Source organism: Corynebacterium sp. P3-F1 (assembly GCF_030503635.1).
Lineage (GTDB): Bacteria > Actinomycetota > Actinomycetes > Mycobacteriales > Mycobacteriaceae > Corynebacterium.
Window position 1 is genome coordinate 1,856,997 of record NZ_CP129965.1, and the last position, 20,435, is coordinate 1,877,431.

17 protein-coding genes are annotated in these 20,435 nt (G+C 63.3%); 11 read left to right on the forward strand and 6 right to left on the reverse strand.

What is annotated here, in order from left to right; genetic code table 11:
- Positions 1 to 133 precede the first annotated feature (133 nt).
- From QYQ98_RS08830 to QYQ98_RS08845, 4 genes are read left to right on the forward strand one after another with little or no spacing between them, the layout of a single operon-like run.
- The gene (locus QYQ98_RS08830) at positions 134 to 4,924 is read left to right on the forward strand and encodes a DEAD/DEAH box helicase (protein ID WP_302006484.1); all 4,791 of its coding nucleotides are present in this window, start codon (positions 134 to 136) and stop codon (positions 4,922 to 4,924) included.
- Positions 4,925 to 4,979: 55 nt separating this feature from the next.
- Positions 4,980 to 5,222: a type II toxin-antitoxin system Phd/YefM family antitoxin gene (locus tag QYQ98_RS08835; protein WP_302006485.1), complete on the forward strand. Its 243-nt coding sequence runs from the start codon at positions 4,980 to 4,982 to the stop codon at positions 5,220 to 5,222.
- On the forward strand, positions 5,222 to 5,641 hold the full coding sequence (locus QYQ98_RS08840; protein ID WP_302006486.1) for a type II toxin-antitoxin system VapC family toxin: 420 nt from the start codon (positions 5,222 to 5,224) through the stop codon (positions 5,639 to 5,641). The genes QYQ98_RS08835 and QYQ98_RS08840 overlap by 1 nt, the downstream gene beginning before the upstream one ends.
- Positions 5,634 to 6,452 (forward strand): DNA-formamidopyrimidine glycosylase family protein, encoded by an 819-nt coding sequence (locus QYQ98_RS08845; RefSeq protein ID WP_302006487.1) that lies wholly within the window; start codon positions 5,634 to 5,636, stop codon positions 6,450 to 6,452. Before QYQ98_RS08840 ends, QYQ98_RS08845 begins: the two co-directional genes overlap by 8 nt.
- Here the strand turns inward: QYQ98_RS08845 and QYQ98_RS08850 are convergent.
- From QYQ98_RS08850 to pgi, 3 genes are all read right to left on the reverse strand, one after another.
- The gene (locus QYQ98_RS08850) at positions 6,449 to 7,078 is read right to left on the reverse strand and encodes a DedA family protein (protein ID WP_302006488.1); all 630 of its coding nucleotides are present in this window, start codon (positions 7,076 to 7,078) and stop codon (positions 6,449 to 6,451) included. The two genes, QYQ98_RS08845 and QYQ98_RS08850, sit on opposite strands and share 4 nt — an antisense overlap.
- Positions 7,079 to 7,093: 15 nt before the next feature.
- Positions 7,094 to 8,581, reverse strand: coding sequence for a glutamate-cysteine ligase family protein (locus QYQ98_RS08855; protein ID WP_302006489.1), 1,488 nt, complete (start codon positions 8,579 to 8,581; stop codon positions 7,094 to 7,096).
- A gap of 61 nt (positions 8,582 to 8,642) precedes the next feature.
- Positions 8,643 to 10,280: a glucose-6-phosphate isomerase gene (pgi, locus tag QYQ98_RS08860; protein WP_302006490.1), complete on the reverse strand. Its 1,638-nt coding sequence runs from the start codon at positions 10,278 to 10,280 to the stop codon at positions 8,643 to 8,645.
- A gap of 91 nt (positions 10,281 to 10,371) precedes the next feature.
- Here pgi and QYQ98_RS08865 point away from each other — a divergent pair, with 91 nt between their 5' ends.
- Complete coding sequence (locus QYQ98_RS08865; protein ID WP_302006491.1) at positions 10,372 to 10,692, forward strand: antibiotic biosynthesis monooxygenase; 321 nt, start codon at positions 10,372 to 10,374, stop codon at positions 10,690 to 10,692.
- Between the two features lie 10 nt (positions 10,693 to 10,702).
- Here the strand turns inward: QYQ98_RS08865 and QYQ98_RS08870 are convergent, their stop codons facing one another.
- A complete protein-coding gene (locus QYQ98_RS08870) occupies positions 10,703 to 11,002 on the reverse strand; it encodes a chorismate mutase (protein ID WP_302006492.1) in 300 nt (99 codons plus the stop codon).
- A gap of 86 nt (positions 11,003 to 11,088) precedes the next feature.
- On the opposite strand from QYQ98_RS08870, the gene pcrA reads away from it, so the two are divergent.
- Positions 11,089 to 13,383 (forward strand): DNA helicase PcrA, encoded by a 2,295-nt coding sequence (gene pcrA / locus QYQ98_RS08875; RefSeq protein ID WP_302006493.1) that lies wholly within the window; start codon positions 11,089 to 11,091, stop codon positions 13,381 to 13,383.
- Positions 13,384 to 13,387: 4 nt separating this feature from the next.
- On the opposite strand, the gene QYQ98_RS08880 is transcribed toward pcrA, so the two are convergent.
- Together QYQ98_RS08880 and QYQ98_RS08885 are read right to left on the reverse strand one after the other, a co-directional pair.
- On the reverse strand, positions 13,388 to 14,068 hold the full coding sequence (locus QYQ98_RS08880; protein WP_302006494.1) for a M23 family metallopeptidase: 681 nt from the start codon (positions 14,066 to 14,068) through the stop codon (positions 13,388 to 13,390).
- A gap of 278 nt (positions 14,069 to 14,346) precedes the next feature.
- Positions 14,347 to 15,048 (reverse strand): M23 family metallopeptidase, encoded by a 702-nt coding sequence (locus QYQ98_RS08885; RefSeq protein ID WP_302006495.1) that lies wholly within the window; start codon positions 15,046 to 15,048, stop codon positions 14,347 to 14,349.
- 237 nt (positions 15,049 to 15,285) lie between these two features.
- On the opposite strand from QYQ98_RS08885, the gene QYQ98_RS08890 reads away from it, so the two are divergent.
- The 5 genes from QYQ98_RS08890 to QYQ98_RS08910 are packed head-to-tail and all read left to right on the forward strand — an operon-like array spanning position 15,286 to position 20,429.
- Positions 15,286 to 16,833, forward strand: a complete 1,548-nt coding sequence (locus QYQ98_RS08890) for a DUF6350 family protein (protein WP_302006497.1) — start codon at positions 15,286 to 15,288, stop codon at positions 16,831 to 16,833.
- 6 nt (positions 16,834 to 16,839) lie between these two features.
- Complete coding sequence (purN, locus tag QYQ98_RS08895; RefSeq protein WP_302006498.1) at positions 16,840 to 17,427, forward strand: phosphoribosylglycinamide formyltransferase; 588 nt, start codon at positions 16,840 to 16,842, stop codon at positions 17,425 to 17,427.
- A complete protein-coding gene (gene purH / locus QYQ98_RS08900) occupies positions 17,424 to 18,944 on the forward strand; it encodes a bifunctional phosphoribosylaminoimidazolecarboxamide formyltransferase/IMP cyclohydrolase (protein ID WP_302006499.1) in 1,521 nt (506 codons plus the stop codon). The genes purN and purH overlap by 4 nt, the downstream gene beginning before the upstream one ends.
- A gap of 58 nt (positions 18,945 to 19,002) precedes the next feature.
- Complete coding sequence (locus QYQ98_RS08905; protein WP_302006500.1) at positions 19,003 to 19,548, forward strand: hypothetical protein; 546 nt, start codon at positions 19,003 to 19,005, stop codon at positions 19,546 to 19,548.
- Positions 19,545 to 20,429, forward strand: coding sequence for a hypothetical protein (locus QYQ98_RS08910; protein WP_302006501.1), 885 nt, complete (start codon positions 19,545 to 19,547; stop codon positions 20,427 to 20,429). The genes QYQ98_RS08905 and QYQ98_RS08910 overlap by 4 nt, the downstream gene beginning before the upstream one ends.
- Positions 20,430 to 20,435: the final 6 nt, after the last annotated feature.

The following is a 20,435-nucleotide window of genomic DNA, read 5'->3' on the forward strand; positions in this document are numbered from 1 at the left end:
TGCGGCGTGTCCCCGTGCAGTGTGGCTAGTGGCGGTTTAGCGGGAACTCAACACCCAACTTCCCACATAACATCCCACAAGTGTTAAGTAGTGGGAAGTTAGGTGTTATGTTCGGGCCGGTTAAGGTGAATGCGTGCCTGACAGACCAACCGACCGCTTAGGGAACGGGGAATCCGGTCGCATCCTCGACCGGTTCCACCCGCAGGTGGCCACGTGGTTCGAGGAGGTTTTCGCCGCGCCCACTCCGGTGCAGGAGGGAGCGTGGGACTCTATCTCCCAGGGGGAGAACACTCTCGTTGTTGCCCCGACGGGCTCGGGTAAGACGCTCGCGGCGTTCCTCTGGTCGCTCAATGCGATGGTGCAGCGCTCCGGCCAGCAGACCCTGCACTTCGACGACAATGCGGCACTCCAGCGCAGCACCCAGGGAACACGCGACGGGGTGCGCGTGCTGTATATCTCGCCCCTGAAGGCGCTCGGTGTGGACGTGGAGAATAACCTCCGCGCACCGTTGACCGGCATTGCGCGTGTAGCGCAGCGGATGGAGCTGGACATGCCGGACATCTCTGTGGCGGTCCGCTCCGGCGACACCCCTCAAGCGGAGCGCAACCGACAGGCGCGCAAACCTCCGGACATCCTCATCACCACCCCGGAGAGCCTCTACTTGATGCTCACCAGTAAGGCGGGGGGGATCCTCAAGACCGTCGACACGGTCATTATCGACGAGATCCACGCGCTCGCCGGAACGAAGCGCGGTGTGCACCTCGCGCTGTCCATGGAGCGCCTGCGCCGGTTAGCCGGCGATTTCCAGCGCATCGGCCTGTCCGCGACGGTGCGCCCGCTCGATGCCGTGGCGAATTTCTTGGGTGAGCGGACCACCATTGTGAATCCTCCCGCGGAGAAGAAGTGGGAGCTCACCGTCCGCGTCCCCGTCGAGGACATGAGCGACCTACCGGTGCCGGAGGAAGGGTCCGCGATCGGGGATGCGGTGATTGACACCTCGGCCATTTCCGACGACATCCTTGACTTCAACTTGGATGCTCCGGAACCCGCCGGCAACACAAGCCAGAACGGTAAAGACCTCGCACCGCCACCCACCCCCGGACAGTCGTCGATCTGGCCGCACATTGAAGCGCAGCTCTACCAAGAGGTGATGGCGCATCAGTCGACGATCGTTTTCGTGAACTCGCGCCGCACCGCGGAGCGCCTGACCAGCCGCCTGAACGAGATTTGGGCTGCCGAGCACGACCCCGAATCGCTCAGCCCGGAGACCCGCCGCCCGCCGGCGCAGCTGATGAAGTCCGTGGATGTGGCCGGTGAAGCAGCTCCCGTCATCGCGCGCGCCCACCACGGTTCTGTGTCCAAGGAGGAGCGCAAGGCCACGGAGACCGCGCTGAAGGAGGGCACCCTCAAGGCGGTGGTGTCCACCAGCTCGCTGGAGCTCGGCATCGACATGGGTGCGGTGGACCTAGTCATCCAGGTCGAATCCCCGCCGTCAGTGGCGTCGGGCCTGCAGCGCGTCGGCCGCGCCGGGCACTCGGTGGGCGCGGTGCCGGAGGGCTCCTTCTACCCGAAGCACCGCTCTGACCTCGTCCAAACGGCAGTCACTGTTCCGCGCATGCGCCAGGGCCTGATCGAGGAGCTGCACACCCCGAAGAGCCCGCTCGACGTGCTCGCCCAGCAGACCGTCGCGGCCATCGCAGTCGAGGACCTCGAGGTCGACGACTGGTACGAGACCGTCACCCGCGCATGGCCCTACCGCGACCTCGCGCGCGAAGTGTTCGACGCCGTCATCGACCTCGTCGTCGGTGTGTATCCGTCCACCGACTTCGCGGAGCTGCGCCCCAGAGCGATTCTCGACGGCACGACGCTGAAAGCCCGCCCCGGCGCCCAACGCGTCGCCGTCACCAACGCCGGCACCATCCCGGACCGCGGCATGTTCGGAGTCTTCTTGATCGCAAGCGATCAAGAAGGAAGAGGACCCAGGCGCGTCGGCGAGCTCGACGAGGAGATGGTCTACGAATCCCGCGTCGGCGACGTGTTCACCCTCGGAGCGTCCAGCTGGCGCATTGAGAACATCACCCGCGACCAGGTTCAGGTCAGCCCCGCGCCCGGCCACACTGGACGGCTGCCGTTCTGGAACGGGGATAGCGCGGGCCGGCCGTACGAGCTCGGTCTCGCTCTCGGTGAATTCCGCAGGGAGGCGAGAAGCGACGGGGCCCTCGACCCGAGCCTCGACGCCTACGCCCGCGACAACCTGCTCAAATATCTGGACGAGCAGGAGGAGGCGACGGGCATCGTCCCCGACGAGAAGACCCTGGTTCTCGAGCGCTTCACCGACGAGCTGGGGGACTGGCGCGTGGTCCTGCACACCCCGTTCGGTAAAGGAGTCAATGCGGCGTGGGCGCTGGCTACCGGATGGCGCGTGGCGCAGGAGACCGGCATGGACGCCCAAGCGGTCGCGGGCGACGATGGCATCGTGCTGCGCTTGCCGCAGGGGGAGAAGGAGCCGGATGCGTCGATATTCGCGTTCGACGCGGACGAGATCGCGGACATTGTCACGGAACAGGTGGGCAATTCCGCGCTCTTCGCCTCCCGTTTCCGCGAATGCGCCGCCCGCGCGCTGCTCCTGCCGCGCCGCAACCCCGGCAAGCGCGCACCATTGTGGCAGCAGCGCCAGCGCGCGGAACAGCTTCTCGACGTCGCCCGCAACTACCCGTCCTTCCCCATCATCCTGGAGACCGTCCGCGAGTGCCTCCAGGATGTCTATGACCTGCCCGCCCTCCAGGACGTCATGCGGCACCTGGCCACCCGCCGCATCCGCGTCGCGGAAGTGACCACGGACCAGCCGAGCCCCTTCGCCTCAAGCCTGCTGTTCAATTACACCGGCGCGTTCATGTACGAAGGCGACACTCCGCTCGCGGAAAAACGCGCGGCAGCCCTCGCCCTCGACCCGTCGTTGCTGGCCAAGTTGCTGGGCACCGTGGAGCTCAGGGAGCTTCTCGACGCCGACGTAATCGCCGAAGTCGACGCCTCCCTGCGCCGAGTGGGCAAGGCGGACACGTCGGAGCAATTCGCCGATACGCTCCGGATCACAGGCCCCGTGCCCGTCGACGATCTGGTCACCTACACAACAGTGCCGCTCAACGCTCTGGAAGAAAGTCTGGGTAAACGCGTGATGCGCGTGCGCATCGGCGGCCGCGAGCACCTCGCGCAATCCCTCGACGCACCACTGCTTCGCGACGGCCTCGGCGTCCCCGTCCCTCCCGGAATTGCCGCGCAGGTGGCCACGATCCCGGATGCTCTCAACCAGCTGGTCAGCCGCTGGGTGCGCACCCGCGGGCCGTTCACCCTGCGCGACCTCGCGGACGCTTTTGGGCTGTCGGTTGGTGCGGCCTACACCGCGCTGACTCCGCTGGTGCAGGCGGACAAGGTCATCGAAGGTCGCTACCGCCAGGGCTTGGACGAGCAGGAGTACATGGCCGCCGAGGTCTTGCGCATCGTGCGCACCCGCTCGCTCGCCGCTGCCCGCGCGCAGACCCGCCCGGTCTCGCAGTCGGCGCTGGGCCGCTTCATGCCGGCGTGGCTGAACATCGCACCCGTCGGCCAACGCCCAGCACTCCGCGGTGCCGACGGGGTCTACTCCGTGATTGAGCAGCTCGCCGGTGTGCGTCTTCCCGCCAGCGCCTGGGAGTCGATGATTCTGCCCTCCCGCGTCGGGGACTATTCGCCCGAGATGCTCGATGAACTGACACTGAACGGGGAAGTGGTCATCGTCGGCGCGGGCAAGGCCGGCGCACGCGACCCGTGGATCATGCTCCTGCCTGCCGACTACGCCGCGCAGCTCATGCCGGTGCCGGAAGAGCCGGTGCTGAGCCTGACTCAGCAGCAGGTGATGGAGACCATCCAGCGCGGTGGCGGATTCTTGTTCACCGATCTCCTTGAATCCGTTGGCGGTGCGCAAAGCGCGACGACGAACGAACTCCGTGAATCAATCTGGGACCTCGTGGAGGCGGGCGCTATCGCCCCGGACTCGTTCGCGCCGATCCGTGCGCGGCTCGCGGGCGGCACGCACGGAAAAACGGCGCATCGGGCGAAGCGTCGGCCGTCGCGAAGCCGCATCCGTTCCGGACGCACCACCTTCACCACCCTCACCCCGCCGGATGTGACGGGCCGGTGGGCCGCGACACCGAAACCGGACACCGACGCGACGCAGCGGTCGCTCGCGCACGGCGAGGCGTGGCTGGACCGGTACGGCGTGGTCACCCGCGGCAGCATTGTCGCCGAGGATGTGCTTGGTGGTTTCGCGTTGGCGTACAAAACTCTTTCGGGTTTTGAGGAATCCGGCAAAGCCATGCGCGGCTACCTCGTCGAAGGCTTAGGCGCCGCGCAGTTCTCCACGCCCGCGACGATCGACCGCCTGCGCGGGTACCAGGACTCGGACGACCTGGTCGGGTGGCCGTCCGGCACGAAGGAACCGAAGGTCTATGTCCTCGCCGCGACGGATCCCGCGAACCCCTACGGCGCGGCGCTGCCATGGCCCGAATCAGGCCCCACACGCTCGGCCGGAGCGCTCGTCGTGCTTATCGACGGCCTCCTCGCCGCCCACATCACCCGCGGCGGCAAGACCATGACAACCTTCTTCGACGGTTTCCCCGAAGGGATCGGCGCGGAGGAGGATCTCATGCGAATGATTGTTTCCGCGCTGGCGGAGACGGTGGGGCAGGGGAGGATGACGCCGTTGAACGTCGAAAAGCTCAACGGCGATCCCGCGTTCGAGCTGAAGGAATACGGCGCGGGTGGTTCACCGAAGGGCGCGAAAATCGGCGGCCGGACAGTGGCGGCGCCGAAGCGGCGCGGGCGGACGGTGACGGATGCGATCAAGTCCATGGAGTTGGATGAGGACCTGAATTTCGACGACGATTGACGGAAAATCTGCGCTGGTCCTAAAATGTAGTCACGTTACTACAAAAGGGGGTTTCATGACACATCTCATGTCCGCCCGGGAATTCAATCAGGGTCTCAGCCGGGCAAAGCGCGTGGCGTTGGAGAAGCCGGTGGTGATCACTGACCGTGGGAAGCCGTCGCATGTCCTCATGTCCTACAGCGAATACGAGAAGCTGACACGCTCTCCGCAAAGCTTCGTCGAGAGGCTCCTGATGGAAGAACCCGTCGATGTCGAGCTCGACAACCTTCACTTGGGGCTTCAGCCCGTTGAGTTCTGATGTACCTCTTGGATACCAACGTGGTCAGCCAGTTCCACAAACCGCAGCCTGACCAAGGCGTTCTGGCTTGGGTGGCTGGTCAGGACGAAACGGATTTGTTCATTTCGGTGATTACCGTGATGGAGATAGAAATCGGCGTTCGGCGTCTAGAGCGGCGTGATCAGGGGCAGGCGAGACGACTTCAGAAATGGTTGGAACAGGGGGTTCTCGGTGGTTTCAGAGGGAGGATCCTGCCGGTTGACCTCGACGTAGCCCGGCGCTGTGCGGCGAGCCACGTACCGGATCCTGCTCTGGAAAGGGACGCGCTCATCGCGGCTACGGCGGCTTCACGTGGATTCACAGTTGCCACCCGCAATGACAGGGATTTCCGCCGATTGGGCATTCCCGTGTTGAACCCGTTTGGAGAGTCTCATGCCTGAGGGTGATTCCGTCTACCAGTTGTCCAAGCGGCTGCAGTTCATGACCGGGCGCGAGGTGACGCGTTGCTCGCTGCGCGTGCCCCGCTACGCCACGGTCGATTTCACCGGGATGACTGTGGAACGTGTGTGGCCGTACGGCAAGCACCTATTCATGCAGTTCGGGGCGGAGGGGTTTGAGTCGCAGATCCTGCACACGCATCTGAAGATGGAAGGCACGTGGTCGGTGCACCGGGCCGGCACCCGCTGGTCAAAGCCCGGCCATACGGCACGGGTCGTTTTGCAGCTTTTCGACGCCGCCGGCGACATCGAGCTCGTCGGCCATTCCCTCGGACTCGTGGACGTGTTCCCTGCCCGCGAGTACGAAGCGGAGATGGGCTACCTCGGCCCGGATTTGTTGGCGGACAACTTCGACCACGATGAAGCGATGCGACGCATCCTTGCGGACCCTGACAGGGAGATCGGCAGAAGTCTCCTCGACCAGTACCGGGTCGCCGGGATCGGCAACGAGTACCGCGCGGAGATCTGCTTTATTGGCGGCGTGCATCCGGCGAGGACGGTGGCGGAGGTGGGGGAGCGGGGCGTGGATAAGCTTCTGCGTATTTCGCGCCGTTTGATGTGGGCGAACAAGGACGAGGTGAAGCGTGTGTCCACCGGCGTTAAACGGGCGGGGGAGACCAGCTATGTCTTCGGGCGAAACAAGAAGCCCTGCCGCCGGTGCACCACCTTGATCACCAAGGGGTTTCTGGGCGGGCAGGGCGATTTGGAGCGTGTGATCTGGTGGTGCCCCACCTGTCAACCGGAGCCCGACTAGGCGGCGGCTCCTTCGTTGCGTTCGCGGGCGTTGCGGCGGAGCAGGTAGAGGAAGAACCAGACCAGCAGGAGAATGAGGAGCACGTAGACGACCTTCGAGTACTGGTCCACGTAACCGGTGACGGACTCCCAGTTGTCGCCGAGGACGAAGCCTAGGTAGATGAGGATCGCGTTCCAGACACCGGAACCGAGGGTGGTCCACAGACCGAAGGTGAGCAGGTTCATCCGGTCCAGACCCGCGGGGATAGAGATCAGGGAGCGGATGCCGGGGATGAGGCGACCGAACAGGATGGACGGCTTGCCGTAGCGGTCGAACCACTCGAGCGCCTTGTCGACGTCGGAGGCCTTCACCAGCCACATCCAGTCGGCGATAGCGCGGAGGCGATCCGCCCCCAGCCACGCGCCGATGCCGTACAAGGCGTACGCGCCCACCACGGAGCCGAGCGTGGCCCAAATGAACACCGGCAGGAAGCGCAACGAGCCCTGCGCGACGGTGAAGCCGGCAAGAGGCAGAACCACCTCGGAAGGGATAGGTGGGAAGAGGTTCTCGAGCAGGATGGCTATGCCGACACCGGGGGCGCCGAGCGTATCCATCAAACTGACAATCCAGTCAATGATCGCGGACATGGCAAGTATCTTGCCCTATGAGAAGTCGGTCGACCAAGAATGAACCGGCGCGCCCGTCTTCTGATTCTCCAGGTAGAGTCGCAGCACCTTCGCCAACGCTTCCTGCCGCTCCGGGGTGCCCGGTTTAGTGCCGGCTCCTAGATTGTTCAGCGCGCTCAGCTGCCAGGTGGCGCCGTTCTGTCGGTGCCACGCCCGGCCTTCGATGACACCGAGGTACGTGTCGGCCAGTGCATCGTCGACGCCGAGTTTCCGCAAGCCTTCGTGCGCCTGGTCGAGGAGGTGGTTGAGGACGAGATTGGAAACGTCGATACGCCCCAGCGTCGGCCACTTCATCGTCGACCCAATGCCGTCCCGGGCACCAGCGTAAAAATTCTGGCGGGCATCGTCGAAAGGTAGACGCGACCATACTGGGCGGGTTTGTTCACCCAAGAACTTCACCAGACCGTAGTAGAACGCGGCGTCGGCGATGATGTCGATGGTGGTCGGCCCGGCGGCAAGCAGTCGATTCTCCACGCGGATGTGAGATAGCTCCAGCGAGGGATCGTAAATCGGGCGGTTCCACCGCCACACCGTTCCGTTGTGCAGGTTCAGGTAGTGCAGGCCGGGGCTGTTGCCGTCCATCATCGGCTTGCCCGCTGCCGCGCGGGATTCCGGAATCAACGGCGAGAAATACCGCACATTCTCCTCGAAGAGATCGAAGACACTGGTGATCCAGCGGTCACCGAACCACACACGCGGCCGGACACCTTGGTTGACCAGCGTGTCTGTGCGGGTGTCAATGGATTGCTGGAACACCGGAATGCGCGATTCATGCCATGTCTTGTGCCCCATGAAGAGCGGGGAATTAGCGCTGAGAGCCACCTGCACACCCGCGATGGCCTGTGAGGCGTTCCATGCGTCGGGGAAGCGGTCCGGGGCGACCTGGAGGTGCAGTTGCATGGACGTGCAGGTCGATTCCGTGGCGATGTCCTCGAAGGTGGCGCGGTAGCGTTCCTCACGCGCGACGTCGATAAGCACGAGCTCCCCGCGCGCCTCAACGACCATGTTGGATAGCGCCGAGTAACGGTTCTCCGGTGTCATCCACTCGCCGTTTTGGAGGTAGTCCGTGGTCACCGTCGGGAGCGTGCCGATCATGGCGAGATTCGCGCCCGTTTTCTTCGCCGCTTTAGCGACGGCCCGCAGGCGCTCATCCAAACCCTCGTGCAACTGGGTCAACCCGTCGCCGGACAGATCCAGCGGCGGGTGGTTCAGTTCCACGTTGTAGCGGCCGACCTCAGCCTGGTACTCGTCCGAGAGCTCCTTGAGCACAGCCTCGTTGCAGCCGGCGGGGGCCATGTTGTCGTCGACGAGGTTCAGCTCGAGCTCCAGCCCGATCGTGCCGTGGTCGACGAACTCGGCCTCCTGAAGATGCTGGTCGAAGGTCTCCAGATCATCCAGGAGCGCCTGGCGGTATTTGGTCCGCTGTTTAGGGGTGTAAGTATCGCGTGAAACGGCATCGCCCATGCGGAAAGCTTATCCGTTTCAGCAGCGCAACCGCTGCATCAACAGCGAATTTCCATTCACTCTACTTCTTGCTGCGGTACCACCCGATGAGTGCGTCGGTGGAGGAATCTCCGGTGTCCGGTTCTTGGTCGCCGCTGACCGCCCCCGCGAGCTCGTTGGCCTGAGCTTTGCCCAGCTCCACGCCCCACTGGTCGAAGGAGTTGATGCCCCAGATGACACCTTCCGTGAACACGATGTGCTCGTACAGGGCAATGAGCGCACCGAGCGCGTGCGGCGTGAGCTCCTCAGCCAAGATCGTGGTGGTTGGACGGTTGCCCGGCATGACTTTGTGGGGCGCGAGCTCTGCACTGACCCCGCTGTCTTCTACTTCCTGCTGGGTCTTGCCAAACGCGAGGACCTTGGTCTGCGCGAAGAAATTACCCATCAGCAGGTCGTGCATGGAGCCCTCGCCGCTGGCCGTGGGCAGGTCTTGCTTCGGGTTGGCGAAGCCGATGAAGTCCGCCGGAATCAAGGTCGTGCCCTGGTGGATGAGCTGGTAGAAAGCGTGCTGGCCGTTGGTGCCAGGTTCGCCCCAGAAGATCTCGCCGGTGTCGTAGGTAACCGGTGTGCCGTCGATACGCACGCTCTTGCCGTTCGATTCCATTGTGAGCTGCTGCAGGTACGCGGGGAAGCGGGACAGATCCTCCGAATAGGGGAGCACCGCATGGGTCTGCGCACCGTAGAAATTGCGGTACCAAATGTTGAGCAAGCCCATCAGTGCCGGGACATTCTGCGCGATCGGGGTTTCGCGGAAGTGGACGTCCATCGCGTGAAAGCCCTCGAGGAAGCGCATGAAATCCTGGGGGCCGATGACGGCCATGAGGCTCAACCCGATTGCAGAGTCCACCGAGTAGCGGCCTCCGACCCAGTCCCAGAACGGGAACATGTTGTCGGTGTCGATGCCGAATTCGGCGACCTTCTCCGCGTTTGTGGACACTGCGACGAAGTGCTTCGCAATCGCCGACTCATCGCCGTCGAACTGTTCGAGCAGCCACCGCTTCGCGGCGTGAGCGTTCGACAGGGTCTCCTGCGTGGTGAACGTCTTCGAGGCGACGATGAACAGGGTCTCACCTGGGTCGGTGTTGTCGAGCACGCTGACCATGTCGGCCGGGTCCACATTGGAGACGAATTCCGCGGTGATCCCCGCGGTAGCGTACGTGCGCAGCGCCTTCGCCGCCATTGCCGGGCCCAAGTCGGAGCCGCCGATGCCGATGTTGACGACCTTCTTGATCGTGTGGCCGGTGTGCCCGAGCCACTCGCCGGAGCGCAGCTTGGAGGCGAAGTCGCGCATGCGGCTCAGCACCTCGTGGACATCTGCCGCGACATCCTGACCGTCTACCTCGAGGTCGTTCTCCGCTGGGAGGCGTAGCGCGGTGTGCAGCACCGCCCGGTCCTCGGTGGAGTTGATGTGGGCGCCGTTGAACATCTTCTCCGTGGCGTCCTTTACGCCCGCCTCCTCCGCGAGCTTCACCAGCGCGTCGAGCACATCGCGGTCGATCAGATTCTTAGACAGGTCGACGTGCAGGCCAGCTGCATCTAAGGTGAACTTCTCGGCCCGTTCGCCGTCGTGGTCGAACATCTCGCGCAGGGTCGTCCTGTTCTTCTCCGCGTGCAGCTTGAGCAGGTCGTTCCAAGCAGTTGTGGAAGTGATGTCGGTCATGGCCACTCCTAAGGGGGTTCATCGGAATCAGCAGTCGATGTAACCCAGACTAATGAAATTGTCGCTGCCATTTGGGCCATAATGGGAAGGTATGAGCATCGTTAAAATCAACGCGATCACCGTCCCCGAAGGCGCCGGCGAGCAGCTGGAGCAGCGCTTCCAAGCCCGCAAGCACGCCATTGACTCCCAGCCCGGATTCGAAGGATTCCAACTCCTTCGCCCGGTCAAGGGGGAGGACCGCTACTTCGTGGTCACCCGCTGGGCCGATGAAGAGTCTTACAAGAACTGGTGGGCCGGTGAAGGACGGGCCGCCCACGGCCACAAGGAGGGGGAGGAGCCCCGCAAACCAGTTGCGTCCGGGGCGGAGCTGCTCGAGTTCGAGGTGGTGCTCGACTCGCTGGAACAGGACTAGAAGCTTTCCCTCAACCCAGTTTGCCCCGGCCGAGCCGCAGGAGAATCGCGGCGAGGTTGGGGCCTTCTTCGCCCAGGGCGTCGCGGTATTGGTTGATAATCGCCACTTCCCGGTTGTGCACCAAACGGGTGCCGCCTGACCCCATGCGGGTCTTGCCGATGGCTGCGGAAATTTCGGATCGCCGGGTCACCGCGTCGAGGATCACACGGTCGAGACGGTCGATTTCTTGGCGATAGGCCTGGATCTCCTCATCCGACAACGGGTCGTCTGTCCCAGAGGGGTGCCTGATATCGCTGTTATCCACGCTCATAAACCCTGATTCTGCCACGGATTCAACCGCGTATTCGAGCGGACGCTGAAGTATGGTTCACCCCGCCAAGTACGGTAGTAGCCATCATGGGAACAGATTTGATTTTGGGGTTGAATCCGCAGCAGCAGGCGGCCGTCGAGCACACTGGTAGCCCGTTGCTCATTGTCGCTGGCGCGGGGTCCGGTAAGACCGCTGTGCTCACCCGGCGCATCGCGTACCTGTTGCAGGAGCGGGGAGTGGCGCCGTGGGAGATTCTGGCGATCACATTCACAAACAAGGCTGCGGCGGAGATGAAGGAGCGTGTGAGCCAGCTCATCGGTCCGCAAGCGGAGCGCATGTGGGTGGCCACCTTCCACTCTGTGTGCGTGCGCATGCTCCGCCAGCAAGCACAGTTAGTGGACGGGTTGAACACGAACTTCACCATTTACGACGGGGATGATTCGCGGCGCTTGCTGGGGATGATCGCCAAAGAGGCCAACCTGGACCTGAAGAAATTCTCGCCCCGCGCTTTGGCGAATGCGATCTCGAACCTGAAGAACGAGTTGATCGGGCCGCAGCAGGCGCAGGCGAATGCAGAGAAGACGAAGAATCCTTTCGAGGTCACAGTGGCGCGTGTGTATGTCGAATACCAGCGCCGCTTGCGTGAATCGAATGCGGTGGACTTCGACGATCTCATCGGGGAAGTAGTCGGCCTGTTCCGGCGCCACCCGCAGGTAGTCGAGTATTACCGGCGCCGTTTCCGGCACGTGCTTGTGGACGAATACCAGGACACCAACCACGCCCAGTACGAGCTCATCCACACCCTCGTCGGGAATGGCCCTGATGCGCCGGAGCTGGCCGTCGTGGGCGATTCCGATCAATCCATTTACGCGTTCCGTGGAGCTACGATCCGCAACATCGAGGAATTCGAGCGGGATTACCCGAATGCGACCACGATCATGCTCGAGCAGAACTACCGCTCCACGCAGAATATTCTCGCGGCCGCTAACGCGGTGATCGCGCAGAATGCGGGACGCCGTCCGAAAAAGCTCTGGACGGATCTCGGCCAGGGCGAGAAGATCGTCGGCTACGTCGCGGACAATGAGCACGATGAGGCCCGCTTTGTTGCCAACGAGGTCGACGCGCTGGCCGACAGGGGAGTGGATTATTCAGATATCGCGGTCATGTACCGCACCAATAACTCCTCGCGCGCGTTGGAGGACATTTTCATCCGCGCAGGCATCCCCTACAAGGTTGTCGGTGGCACGCGCTTCTACGAGAGGAAAGAAATCCGCGACGTGGTCGCGTACCTGCGGGTGCTGGACAACCCGGATGATTCGGTGAGCATGCGCCGCATCATCAACGTGCCCAAGCGCGGCATCGGGGACAAAGCCCAAGCCATGGTCGCCCTGTACGCGGAGAACCACCAGGTGAGCTTTGGACAGGCGCTTATCGACGTCGCCGGAGGGGAAGGTAGCGCCATCTCCTCCCGCTCCCGCAACGCCATCAAGGGTTTCGTGGACCTTCTCGAGGGTCTGCGGTCAGACATGGCCGAATTGGTCAACGAAGTGACGGGCATGCCGGACCTCGGTGGGCTTGTCGCCCGAATACTGGACGCGACTGGTTACAGCGCAGAACTTGAGGCGTCGAATGATCCGCAGGACGGCGCGCGGCTGGACAACTTGAACGAGCTGGTCTCTGTGGCGCGCGAATTCTCCTCGGAAGCGGCGAACCAGATGGCGTACGAGAATGTCGACCCGGAAAGCGGGGAAGCGCAACCGGGATCGTTGCAGGCATTCCTAGAGCGCGTCTCACTCGTTGCGGATGCGGACCAGATTCCGGATGAGGGGCAAGGCGTGGTCACTCTGATGACGCTTCACACTGCTAAGGGTCTGGAGTTCCCGGTCGTATTTGTCACGGGCTGGGAGGACGGGCAATTCCCGCACCTGCGTTCGCTCGGCGATCCGGACGAACTCGCCGAGGAACGTCGCTTGGCGTATGTGGGCATCACCCGTGCGCGTGAGCAGCTCTACCTCACGCGCGCTCTGCTCCGGTCTTCTTGGGGCGCCCCGGTGACCAACCCCGCCAGTCGCTTCCTCGCGGAAGTCCCGGAAGACCTCCTCGACTGGCGGCGTGTGGAACCTGAGCGGTCCTTCTCCTCTGATGCATGGGGGTCCCCCGCCCCCGCTCGGCGCAGCAAGCGCCGCACGGAAAGCAGTTTGAAGGTGAATAAGAACCTTCAGTTGGCTAAGGGGGACCGCGTCAATCACGCGAAGTACGGGCTAGGCACGGTCATGAGCGTCGATGGCGTTGGCCCGCGAGAGACCGTCACCATCGACTTTGGTTCGAGCGGCACGGTTCGCCTCATGCTCATTGGCGGTGTACCGATGGAGAAGCTCTAACCGTCTAGATGGTGATGCCGCGGGCGGCGAACCACGGCACGGGGTCCACTTTCTTTTGGCCGTCAGGCATGATCTCGAAGTGGAGGTGCGGCCCGGTGGAGTGGCCCTCGTTGCCCATTTCCGCAATCTGCTGCCCAGCGGTCACGCGCTCGCCGACGCTGACGTTGTAGGAGCGGATGTGCCCGTACACGCTGATCGAGCCGTCGTCGTGGCGCACACGGACCCATTTACCAAAGCCGCGGGCAGGCCCCGCGTTGATCACGGTTCCGTCCATGACTGCGAGAATCGGGGTACCGATGCCGTTGGCGATATCGATGCCTTCGTGGAAGGAGCCCCAGCGGGAGCCATATCCGGATGTGAAGCGACCCTCAGTAGGCATGACTACCTTGCTGCCGTTAGCGGTCGTGCCGGTCTGCGGCGTGACGGAGGTGGTGGGGACACCGACCGTGGCCTCTTCCTCGTTGTACTCGGGAAGTGCGCGGGGGTCATAAACGATGTTGTACCCGGCGGCGGAGAAGGTTGCGCCCTTGGAGAAAATATCGTCGAGTGCCATTCCGATCGAAGGCAGTGCGGGGCCGATGCCGTCGACTTCCTGCCCGTTCACGGAGACGGAGAATGCATGGGCGGGGACCGCGGTCAAGGGAATGGTGAGCGCCACGGCGGCGACGAGTGAGCGTCGTTTCATGTCGTCCTTCTTCGCTACTTTCTTCGTTTGTTCGCGGAATTGGAGTCAGGCATGGAGATTCCAACTCGACACATGCTAGCTGCCGTTGGAAGCCTGATCAACGGGCATTTTCCCTGGAAGGGGCAAAGAAGAGCGGGAGAATTAAGAAAAAGCGCTGGTTACTCCTGTTAACTACTGTGACTAAAGTGATTTAGGTTCGTGCCGTCGCGGGGGTGAAAAAACACGAAAAATCCCCCCGGTCTCGCCGAGGGGATTGCTGAGGAAGCTTCAGTCTTTGGCTACAGGTTGATGCCGCGGGACGAGAGCCACGGGACCGGGTCGATAGCGTCGCCACCGGCCGGGTGAACCTCGAAGTGAAGGTGGGAGCCGGTGGAGAAGCCTCGGGAGCCCATTCCTGCGATCTTTTGGCCGGCGTGGACCTTCTGGCCTACCGTGACGTCGATAGTCTCCATGTGGCCGTAGACGGTGATGGTGCCGTCCTCGTGGCGCAGCCGCACCCAGTTGCCGAAGCCGCCTGCCGGGCCGGCATCGATGACGTCGCCGTCAGAGACTGCGACGATCGGGGTGCCGATAGCGTTAGCGATGTCGATGCCCTTGTGGAAGGTGCCCCAGCGCGGGCCGAAGCCGGAGGTGAAGTTGCCTTCTGCCGGCTTCACTGACAGCGGTGCGCGGGCGGCGAGGTCGGCGGCGGTGCGCACCTTGGCGTACTCGACAGCCTTGCCCAGCTGCTCGGAAAGGTTGTCCACCGGCTTGTACTCGTTGATCGTGAGGATCTGCGGTGCTTCCTTGGTGATCTCGTCGGTAGCGCCATCGAGCGCAGCCTGGGCTGCGTCTGCGTGATCGGCGTTGGCTGCGGATGCGACGGAGATTCCGCCGGATGCAACTGCGCCGGTGGCAACGGCGACCAGTGCGACACGACCCTTGTTCGGGCTCTGCTTGCGGTGCTTGCCTGCGGTGCGGCGTGCGCTCGAAGAGTTCAAGGTGTACCTCGTTTAGATCGGCATTGGGTTACGCTTCGTTCCGGAATCGTAACCTCTTTGTTATCTACGGGAGGTAACACTAGCCAGTCCCGGGCGGTCAAGCAACCTAAATGAATTAAATCACTTATTCGTGTGTCTACGGTCATGCGTTACACGAATGCGGGATAGGGATCACATTGTCGTCGCTCACGTGTCCCAACGTCTAATTGTGCTGTCCACGTGCCAAGGTTGATAGCAATGAGCAACAAGTCGAGTCCTCCCTCCAGATCCGCCCGCACTTCGCCCGCGGTGTCGCGCCGTCGCTCGCGTCAAAGCAGCGTTGACCCTGCTGTGCGCGCGCCCGCGGCGGAGCGTGTGCCCACGACGATGAAAGAGCGGGTGCGCCACTATCTTCCCTTCATCGGTGTTCCGAATCTGGTTCTCGTGCTCGGCATCATCGCCGTGTGTCTAGCCGCAATCCTGCTAACGGGCGGCCGTCTCGCCGCATTATCCGCGTCTATCGCCCAGATGTGGTTCGTCGTGCATGGCGTCCCCGTGACATTCCAAGGGGTGACGTTGGGGGCGGTGCCGCTTCTTCCGGCAATTGGTGTGGCGGCGTTGATCGCGTGGCGTGTCCGGGTGGCCACGCGCGAGCGTGTCAGCATCCTCGACTTGTACGTGATCTGTGGGCTTGTCGTTCTCATTCCGTTCACGTTGTCCGCGATTGCCTGGTTCATGGTGTCGGATGCCACCGCGGTGTTCCCTGTTGCTCCGCCCGCCATACACAAGGCGCTGCTCATTCCGGTTTTCGTGCACGTCGTGGGTTTGGCGTGCGGAATGAGCGGGCGTTTGTGGAAAGCGTTGCTCGCACGGATCGGAGCGCCGGAAGCGCTTTTCGACGCCACCCGTGCCGTCGTCCACCTCTCCCTCCGCCTCGCCGGAGTTGCGGCCGTTGTCTACCTCGTACTGCTGACCGCGGGATATAGCCGTCTCGGGGATCTGCTCGACCAGTTCCCGGTGTTGGGTGCCGGCGGCGGTGTCGCGCTGTTCCTTTTGGGCGTGCTGTACCTGCCTAATGCGGCGCTCTCAACACTCGCTGTTTTATTGGGGGCTCCGTTCGATATTGCGCAGGGTGGAGTCTCTCTCTTCGGGGCATCATTGGTTCCGCTTCCGCCTTTCCCGTTGTTCGCCGCCATCCCGGGTGAAGTACCCGTGTGGGCGCCGGTGCTGCTCGCCGTTCCTGCTGCCGTCATGATTCATTTCGTCCTGCCCCGGCGCTTGGGCTGGGTGGAGATCCTCATCGCGGCGGCGTTCGCTGCCGTTCTGGCTGCGTTCGCGGGGCTGATGTCCGGCGGTGATGTGGGGGCGTACGGCTGGATCGGTCCCGACCCGTGGTTCTTCGCACTCGCCTCCGCCCTCTGGGTTGTCGTCGTCGCGGGAGCAGCTTGGCTCGTCGCGCAGGTCCTTCAGTCACGGAAACAGTCTCAACAGCAGTTGGAGGAGCAGGCGGAGCAACAGGACCGGACCGAGTCCATGCCTGCCACCACTTCCGACGCGGAAGCTCGAGAGATCATCGAGGAAGAAACCGAGGAAGAGCCTGAAGGCGAGCCCGAAGAAGAACAGGAATCTGAGGAAGATCAGGTGATCGAAGAAGAGGAGGGGACCGACGAAGAGCAGGAGACTGTAGGCGAAGCTGAAGACGAAGACGAAAGCGAGACCGAAGCGGAAAGTGACGGGGCAGAGGACGTCGATAAGCCTGCTGGCTCGACGGCGATCTCTGTTTTGCGCGCGGAGCAGCTAGACTGATCTCTCGTGGCAGAGACTTCTCAGACTTCTGTGGCGGTGCTCGTCTCCGGATCGGGGACGTTGCTCCAAGCGATTCTCGATCACCAGGGTTCCTACCGGGTCGACCTTGTTGTCGCCGATGTGGAATGTCCCGCGTTGGACCGTGCGCGGTCGGCGGGTGTCCGGGCCGAGGTCGTGCCGTTGTCCGGCGATCGGGCGGAATGGAACCGGCAGTTGGCGGATACGGTGGCCAGCGCGGAACCGGGCGTCGTTGTCTCGGCGGGCTTCATGCGGATTGTCGGGGAAGCCTTCCTCGCGCGTTTCGAAGGTCGCCTCATCAACACCCACCCGGCTCTGCTGCCTTCTTTCCCGGGCGCCCACGCGGTGCGCGATGCGCTAGCTTACGGCGTGAAGGTCACGGGGACGACTGTCCACTACATCGACGCCGGGGTGGACACCGGTGAGATTATCGCGCAGCGTGCGGTGGACGTGCGCGCGGGGGAGACTGAAGAAGACTTGCACGAACGCATCAAGGAGGTGGAGCGCGCGCTCATCGTGGACACGCTGAACCGCGCCGTCACCTCAACTAACGGAAAGGTCGAATTTCCAGCATGAGCAACCGCACACCTATCAAACGCGCCCTGATCAGCGTCTTCGACAAGACTGGTATTGAAGAGCTGGCGTCGGCTCTCGCCGAGGCCGGGGTGGAGATCGTCTCCACCGGCTCCACCGCGCAGCGCATCAAGGACACGGGGGTGGATGTCACTGAGGTGGCGGAGCTCACCGGCTTCCCCGAGGTGCTCGAGGGTCGTGTGAAGACGCTGCACCCGCGCGTTCACGCTGGCATTCTGGCGGATCTGCGCAAGCCCGAGCACGCGAAGCAGATCGAGGAGCTCGGGGTGGAGCCGTTCGGCCTCGTTGTGGTGAACCTGTACCCGTTCGAAGAGACGGTCGCTTCCGGTGCAGGCTTCGACGACGTCGTGGAAATGATCGACATCGGTGGCCCGTCGATGGTGCGTGCGGCGGCGAAGAACCACCCGTCCGTGGCTGTGGTCGTCGACCCTGCCAAGTACGGCGAGGTCATCGAGGCTGTCAAAGCCGGCGGCTTCGACGAAGGGCAGCGGCGCCAGCTCGCCGCAGACGCGTTCGCGCACACAGCGCGTTACGATGCCGCCGTGTCCACATGGTTCGATGAGCAGCTGGGCGGCTCGGATGCCCTGCGCTACGGGGAGAACCCGCACCAGGCCGCCCGCATTGTCTCCGACGGGACTGGTCTGGCCGGTGCGAAGCAGCACGGCGGCAAAGAAATGTCGTTCAACAATTACCAGGACGCGGATGCGGCATGGCGCGCCTGCTGGGACCACGAGCGCCCCTGCGTCGCAGTGATCAAGCACGCCAACCCGTGCGGCATCGCCGTGTCCGAGACCTCGATCGCGGATGCGCACGCCAAGGCCCACGCGTGCGACCCGGTCAGCGCCTATGGCGGTGTGATCGCCTCCAACCGTGAGGTCAGCCTCGAGATGGCGGAGCAGATCAAGCCGATTTTCACCGAGGTCGTCATCGCCCCGAGCTTCGACGATGATGCCCTAGAGCTGCTCCAGACCAAGAAGAATCTGCGCATCCTCACCGCCGAGAAGCCGCAGAGCGGAGTCGAAGAGTTCAAGCAGATCTCCGGCGGCTGGCTCATCCAAGACCGCGATGTCTACCAGGCCGACGGCGACAAGCCAGAGAACTGGGAACTGGCCGCCGGTGAGCCGGCTGACGAGCAGACTCTGGCGGACCTCGACTTCGCATGGCACGCCATCCGGTGTGTGAAGTCCAACGCCATCCTCATCGCCAGCGACGGTGCAGCCGTCGGTGTGGGCATGGGCCAGGTCAACCGCGTCGACTCCGCCAAGCTCGCCGTCGATCGGGCCAACACCCTTGACGAGGGGCGCAACCGCACCAACGGCGCAGTTGCCGCGTCGGATGCGTTCTTCCCCTTCGCCGACGGATTCCAGATCCTCGCCGACGCCGGTGTGAAAGCGGTTGTTCAGCCCGGTGGGTCCATCCGTGACGAGGAAGTCATTGCTGCTGCGAATGAGGCGGGCGTGACCATGTACTTCACCGGCACACGCCACTTTGCCCACTAAGCCCGATTAGAATGTAGGACTTCGAAGAGTTTCTTGCCCGGACAAAAGGACAAATAACGTGAGTATCCCGACGTGGGGTGGGCCCGAGCCCCAGTACCAGCAGCCGCCGCAGCAGTATCAGCCGCAGCCGCCTGCACCGAAGCAGTCGAATACGGCTCTGGTTGTTGTGAGCACTGTCGCTGTCATTCTGGCGCTCGCTCTCGTCGGGTTCCTGGCGTACTACCTTTTCTCCAGCGGGAACGAGACCGAGGATGCCGCGGCAATGACGTCCGTGTCGGCGGAGTCTGCAACTCCAGCATCCAAATCCACGGTCACGACGACCGTCGATGCGCCTGCGCCAGAGAAGGCGCACCCGAAGAAAGCAGCCGCCACGTGCGATTATTCGGACTGGTATGTCACCGATTCGAATGTGACCACCCCCGGGTTCGCGGCGAACGTCTACAATGCTTTCAAAGCGGCGTGCCGCAATGAAGGCACCCCCAATGTGACGCTCGTGGATGTGTATAGCCCAAGCACCAAAACGAACTACACCATGACGTGCCGGGATCGCGGTGACCAAGTGGTGTGCACTGGCGGACGCAACGCAGCCGTATATATCTCGTGAAACGAAAGCTAACGGCCGAAGGCGCTGCTCTGACAGCCGCGGCTGCCCTCGGGTTGAGCGCCTGCACGATCGGGGACCCGCTCACTGAACCGGAAACCGTTGAAGTCGTCACCGTGACTGAGACGTCCGGACAGGCACATTCACCTGCCCCGCGGGGCTCCGATCCACGGCCCACCACCGACACACCTGGCGGTGACCTGAGCCAGGTTCTGCAGCGTGCGGTCGACAATGCCATTGCCGCTCACGGGGGGAAAGCGGCGGTGTCGATCGGAGGCGAGAGCTCCGCCGGTGACGCATCCGGTTTCGCCTCATGGTCGACGATGAAGGTTCCCGTCGCCATTGCCGCTCTCAAAGAGCACCCAGAGCTGACGGTGGAGGCCGCGAACGCCATCCAGGTCTCGGACAACGGGGCGGCGAACATTCTGTGGAACAGTACGTCCCCTGATGCTGTCGAAGCGGTCCTAGCTGAAGGCGCAACTCCCGTGGCTGTGCAACGCGAAGTCACCCGGCCGGGCTTCTCCGCCTTCGGACAGACTCAGTGGACTGTTGCAGAACAGGCACGTTTCGCCTCGCATCTGGGCTGTGTGGCGGGTTCAGCTCCGGTCCTCGAGTTGATGGGCAATATCGCCGGCGGCCAGGCCTACGGTTTGGGCACGATTCCGGGGGCACGCTTCAAGGGGGGCTGGGGGCCGTCGATAAGCGGGGCCTACGAAGTTCGGCAATTCGGTCTCGTGCCCGACAGCAATGGACGCATGATCCCACTCGCGATCGCAGCGAGCGCAGCTGACGGCACCTACGAATCCGGCCAGGTGATGCTCACTCAGCTGACCAAAGAGCTCATTCCCGCACTGGGCACCGCACCGGGGGCAGCCTGCGCATAAAAATCT

Bases quoted from the DNA above. Each gene is read 5' to 3' on its own strand.
- QYQ98_RS08835 (WP_302006485.1), top strand. From the start codon at position 4,980: ATGACACATCTCATGTCCGCCCGGGAATTCAATCAGGGTCTCAGCCGG.
- QYQ98_RS08840 (WP_302006486.1), top strand. From the start codon at position 5,222: ATGTACCTCTTGGATACCAACGTGGTCAGCCAGTTCCACAAACCGCAG.
- QYQ98_RS08855 (WP_302006489.1), bottom strand. From the start codon at position 8,581: ATGGGCGATGCCGTTTCACGCGATACTTACACCCCTAAACAGCGGACC.
- QYQ98_RS08870 (WP_302006492.1), bottom strand. From the start codon at position 11,002: ATGAGCGTGGATAACAGCGATATCAGGCACCCCTCTGGGACAGACGAC.
- pgi (WP_302006490.1), bottom strand. From the start codon at position 10,280: ATGACCGACATCACTTCCACAACTGCTTGGAACGACCTGCTCAAGCTG.
- QYQ98_RS08880 (WP_302006494.1), bottom strand. From the start codon at position 14,068: ATGAAACGACGCTCACTCGTCGCCGCCGTGGCGCTCACCATTCCCTTG.
- QYQ98_RS08865 (WP_302006491.1), top strand. From the start codon at position 10,372: ATGAGCATCGTTAAAATCAACGCGATCACCGTCCCCGAAGGCGCCGGC.
- QYQ98_RS08850 (WP_302006488.1), bottom strand. From the start codon at position 7,078: ATGTCCGCGATCATTGACTGGATTGTCAGTTTGATGGATACGCTCGGC.
- pcrA (WP_302006493.1), top strand. From the start codon at position 11,089: ATGGGAACAGATTTGATTTTGGGGTTGAATCCGCAGCAGCAGGCGGCC.
- QYQ98_RS08845 (WP_302006487.1), top strand. From the start codon at position 5,634: ATGCCTGAGGGTGATTCCGTCTACCAGTTGTCCAAGCGGCTGCAGTTC.
- QYQ98_RS08890 (WP_302006497.1), top strand. From the start codon at position 15,286: ATGAGCAACAAGTCGAGTCCTCCCTCCAGATCCGCCCGCACTTCGCCC.
- purH (WP_302006499.1), top strand. From the start codon at position 17,424: ATGAGCAACCGCACACCTATCAAACGCGCCCTGATCAGCGTCTTCGAC.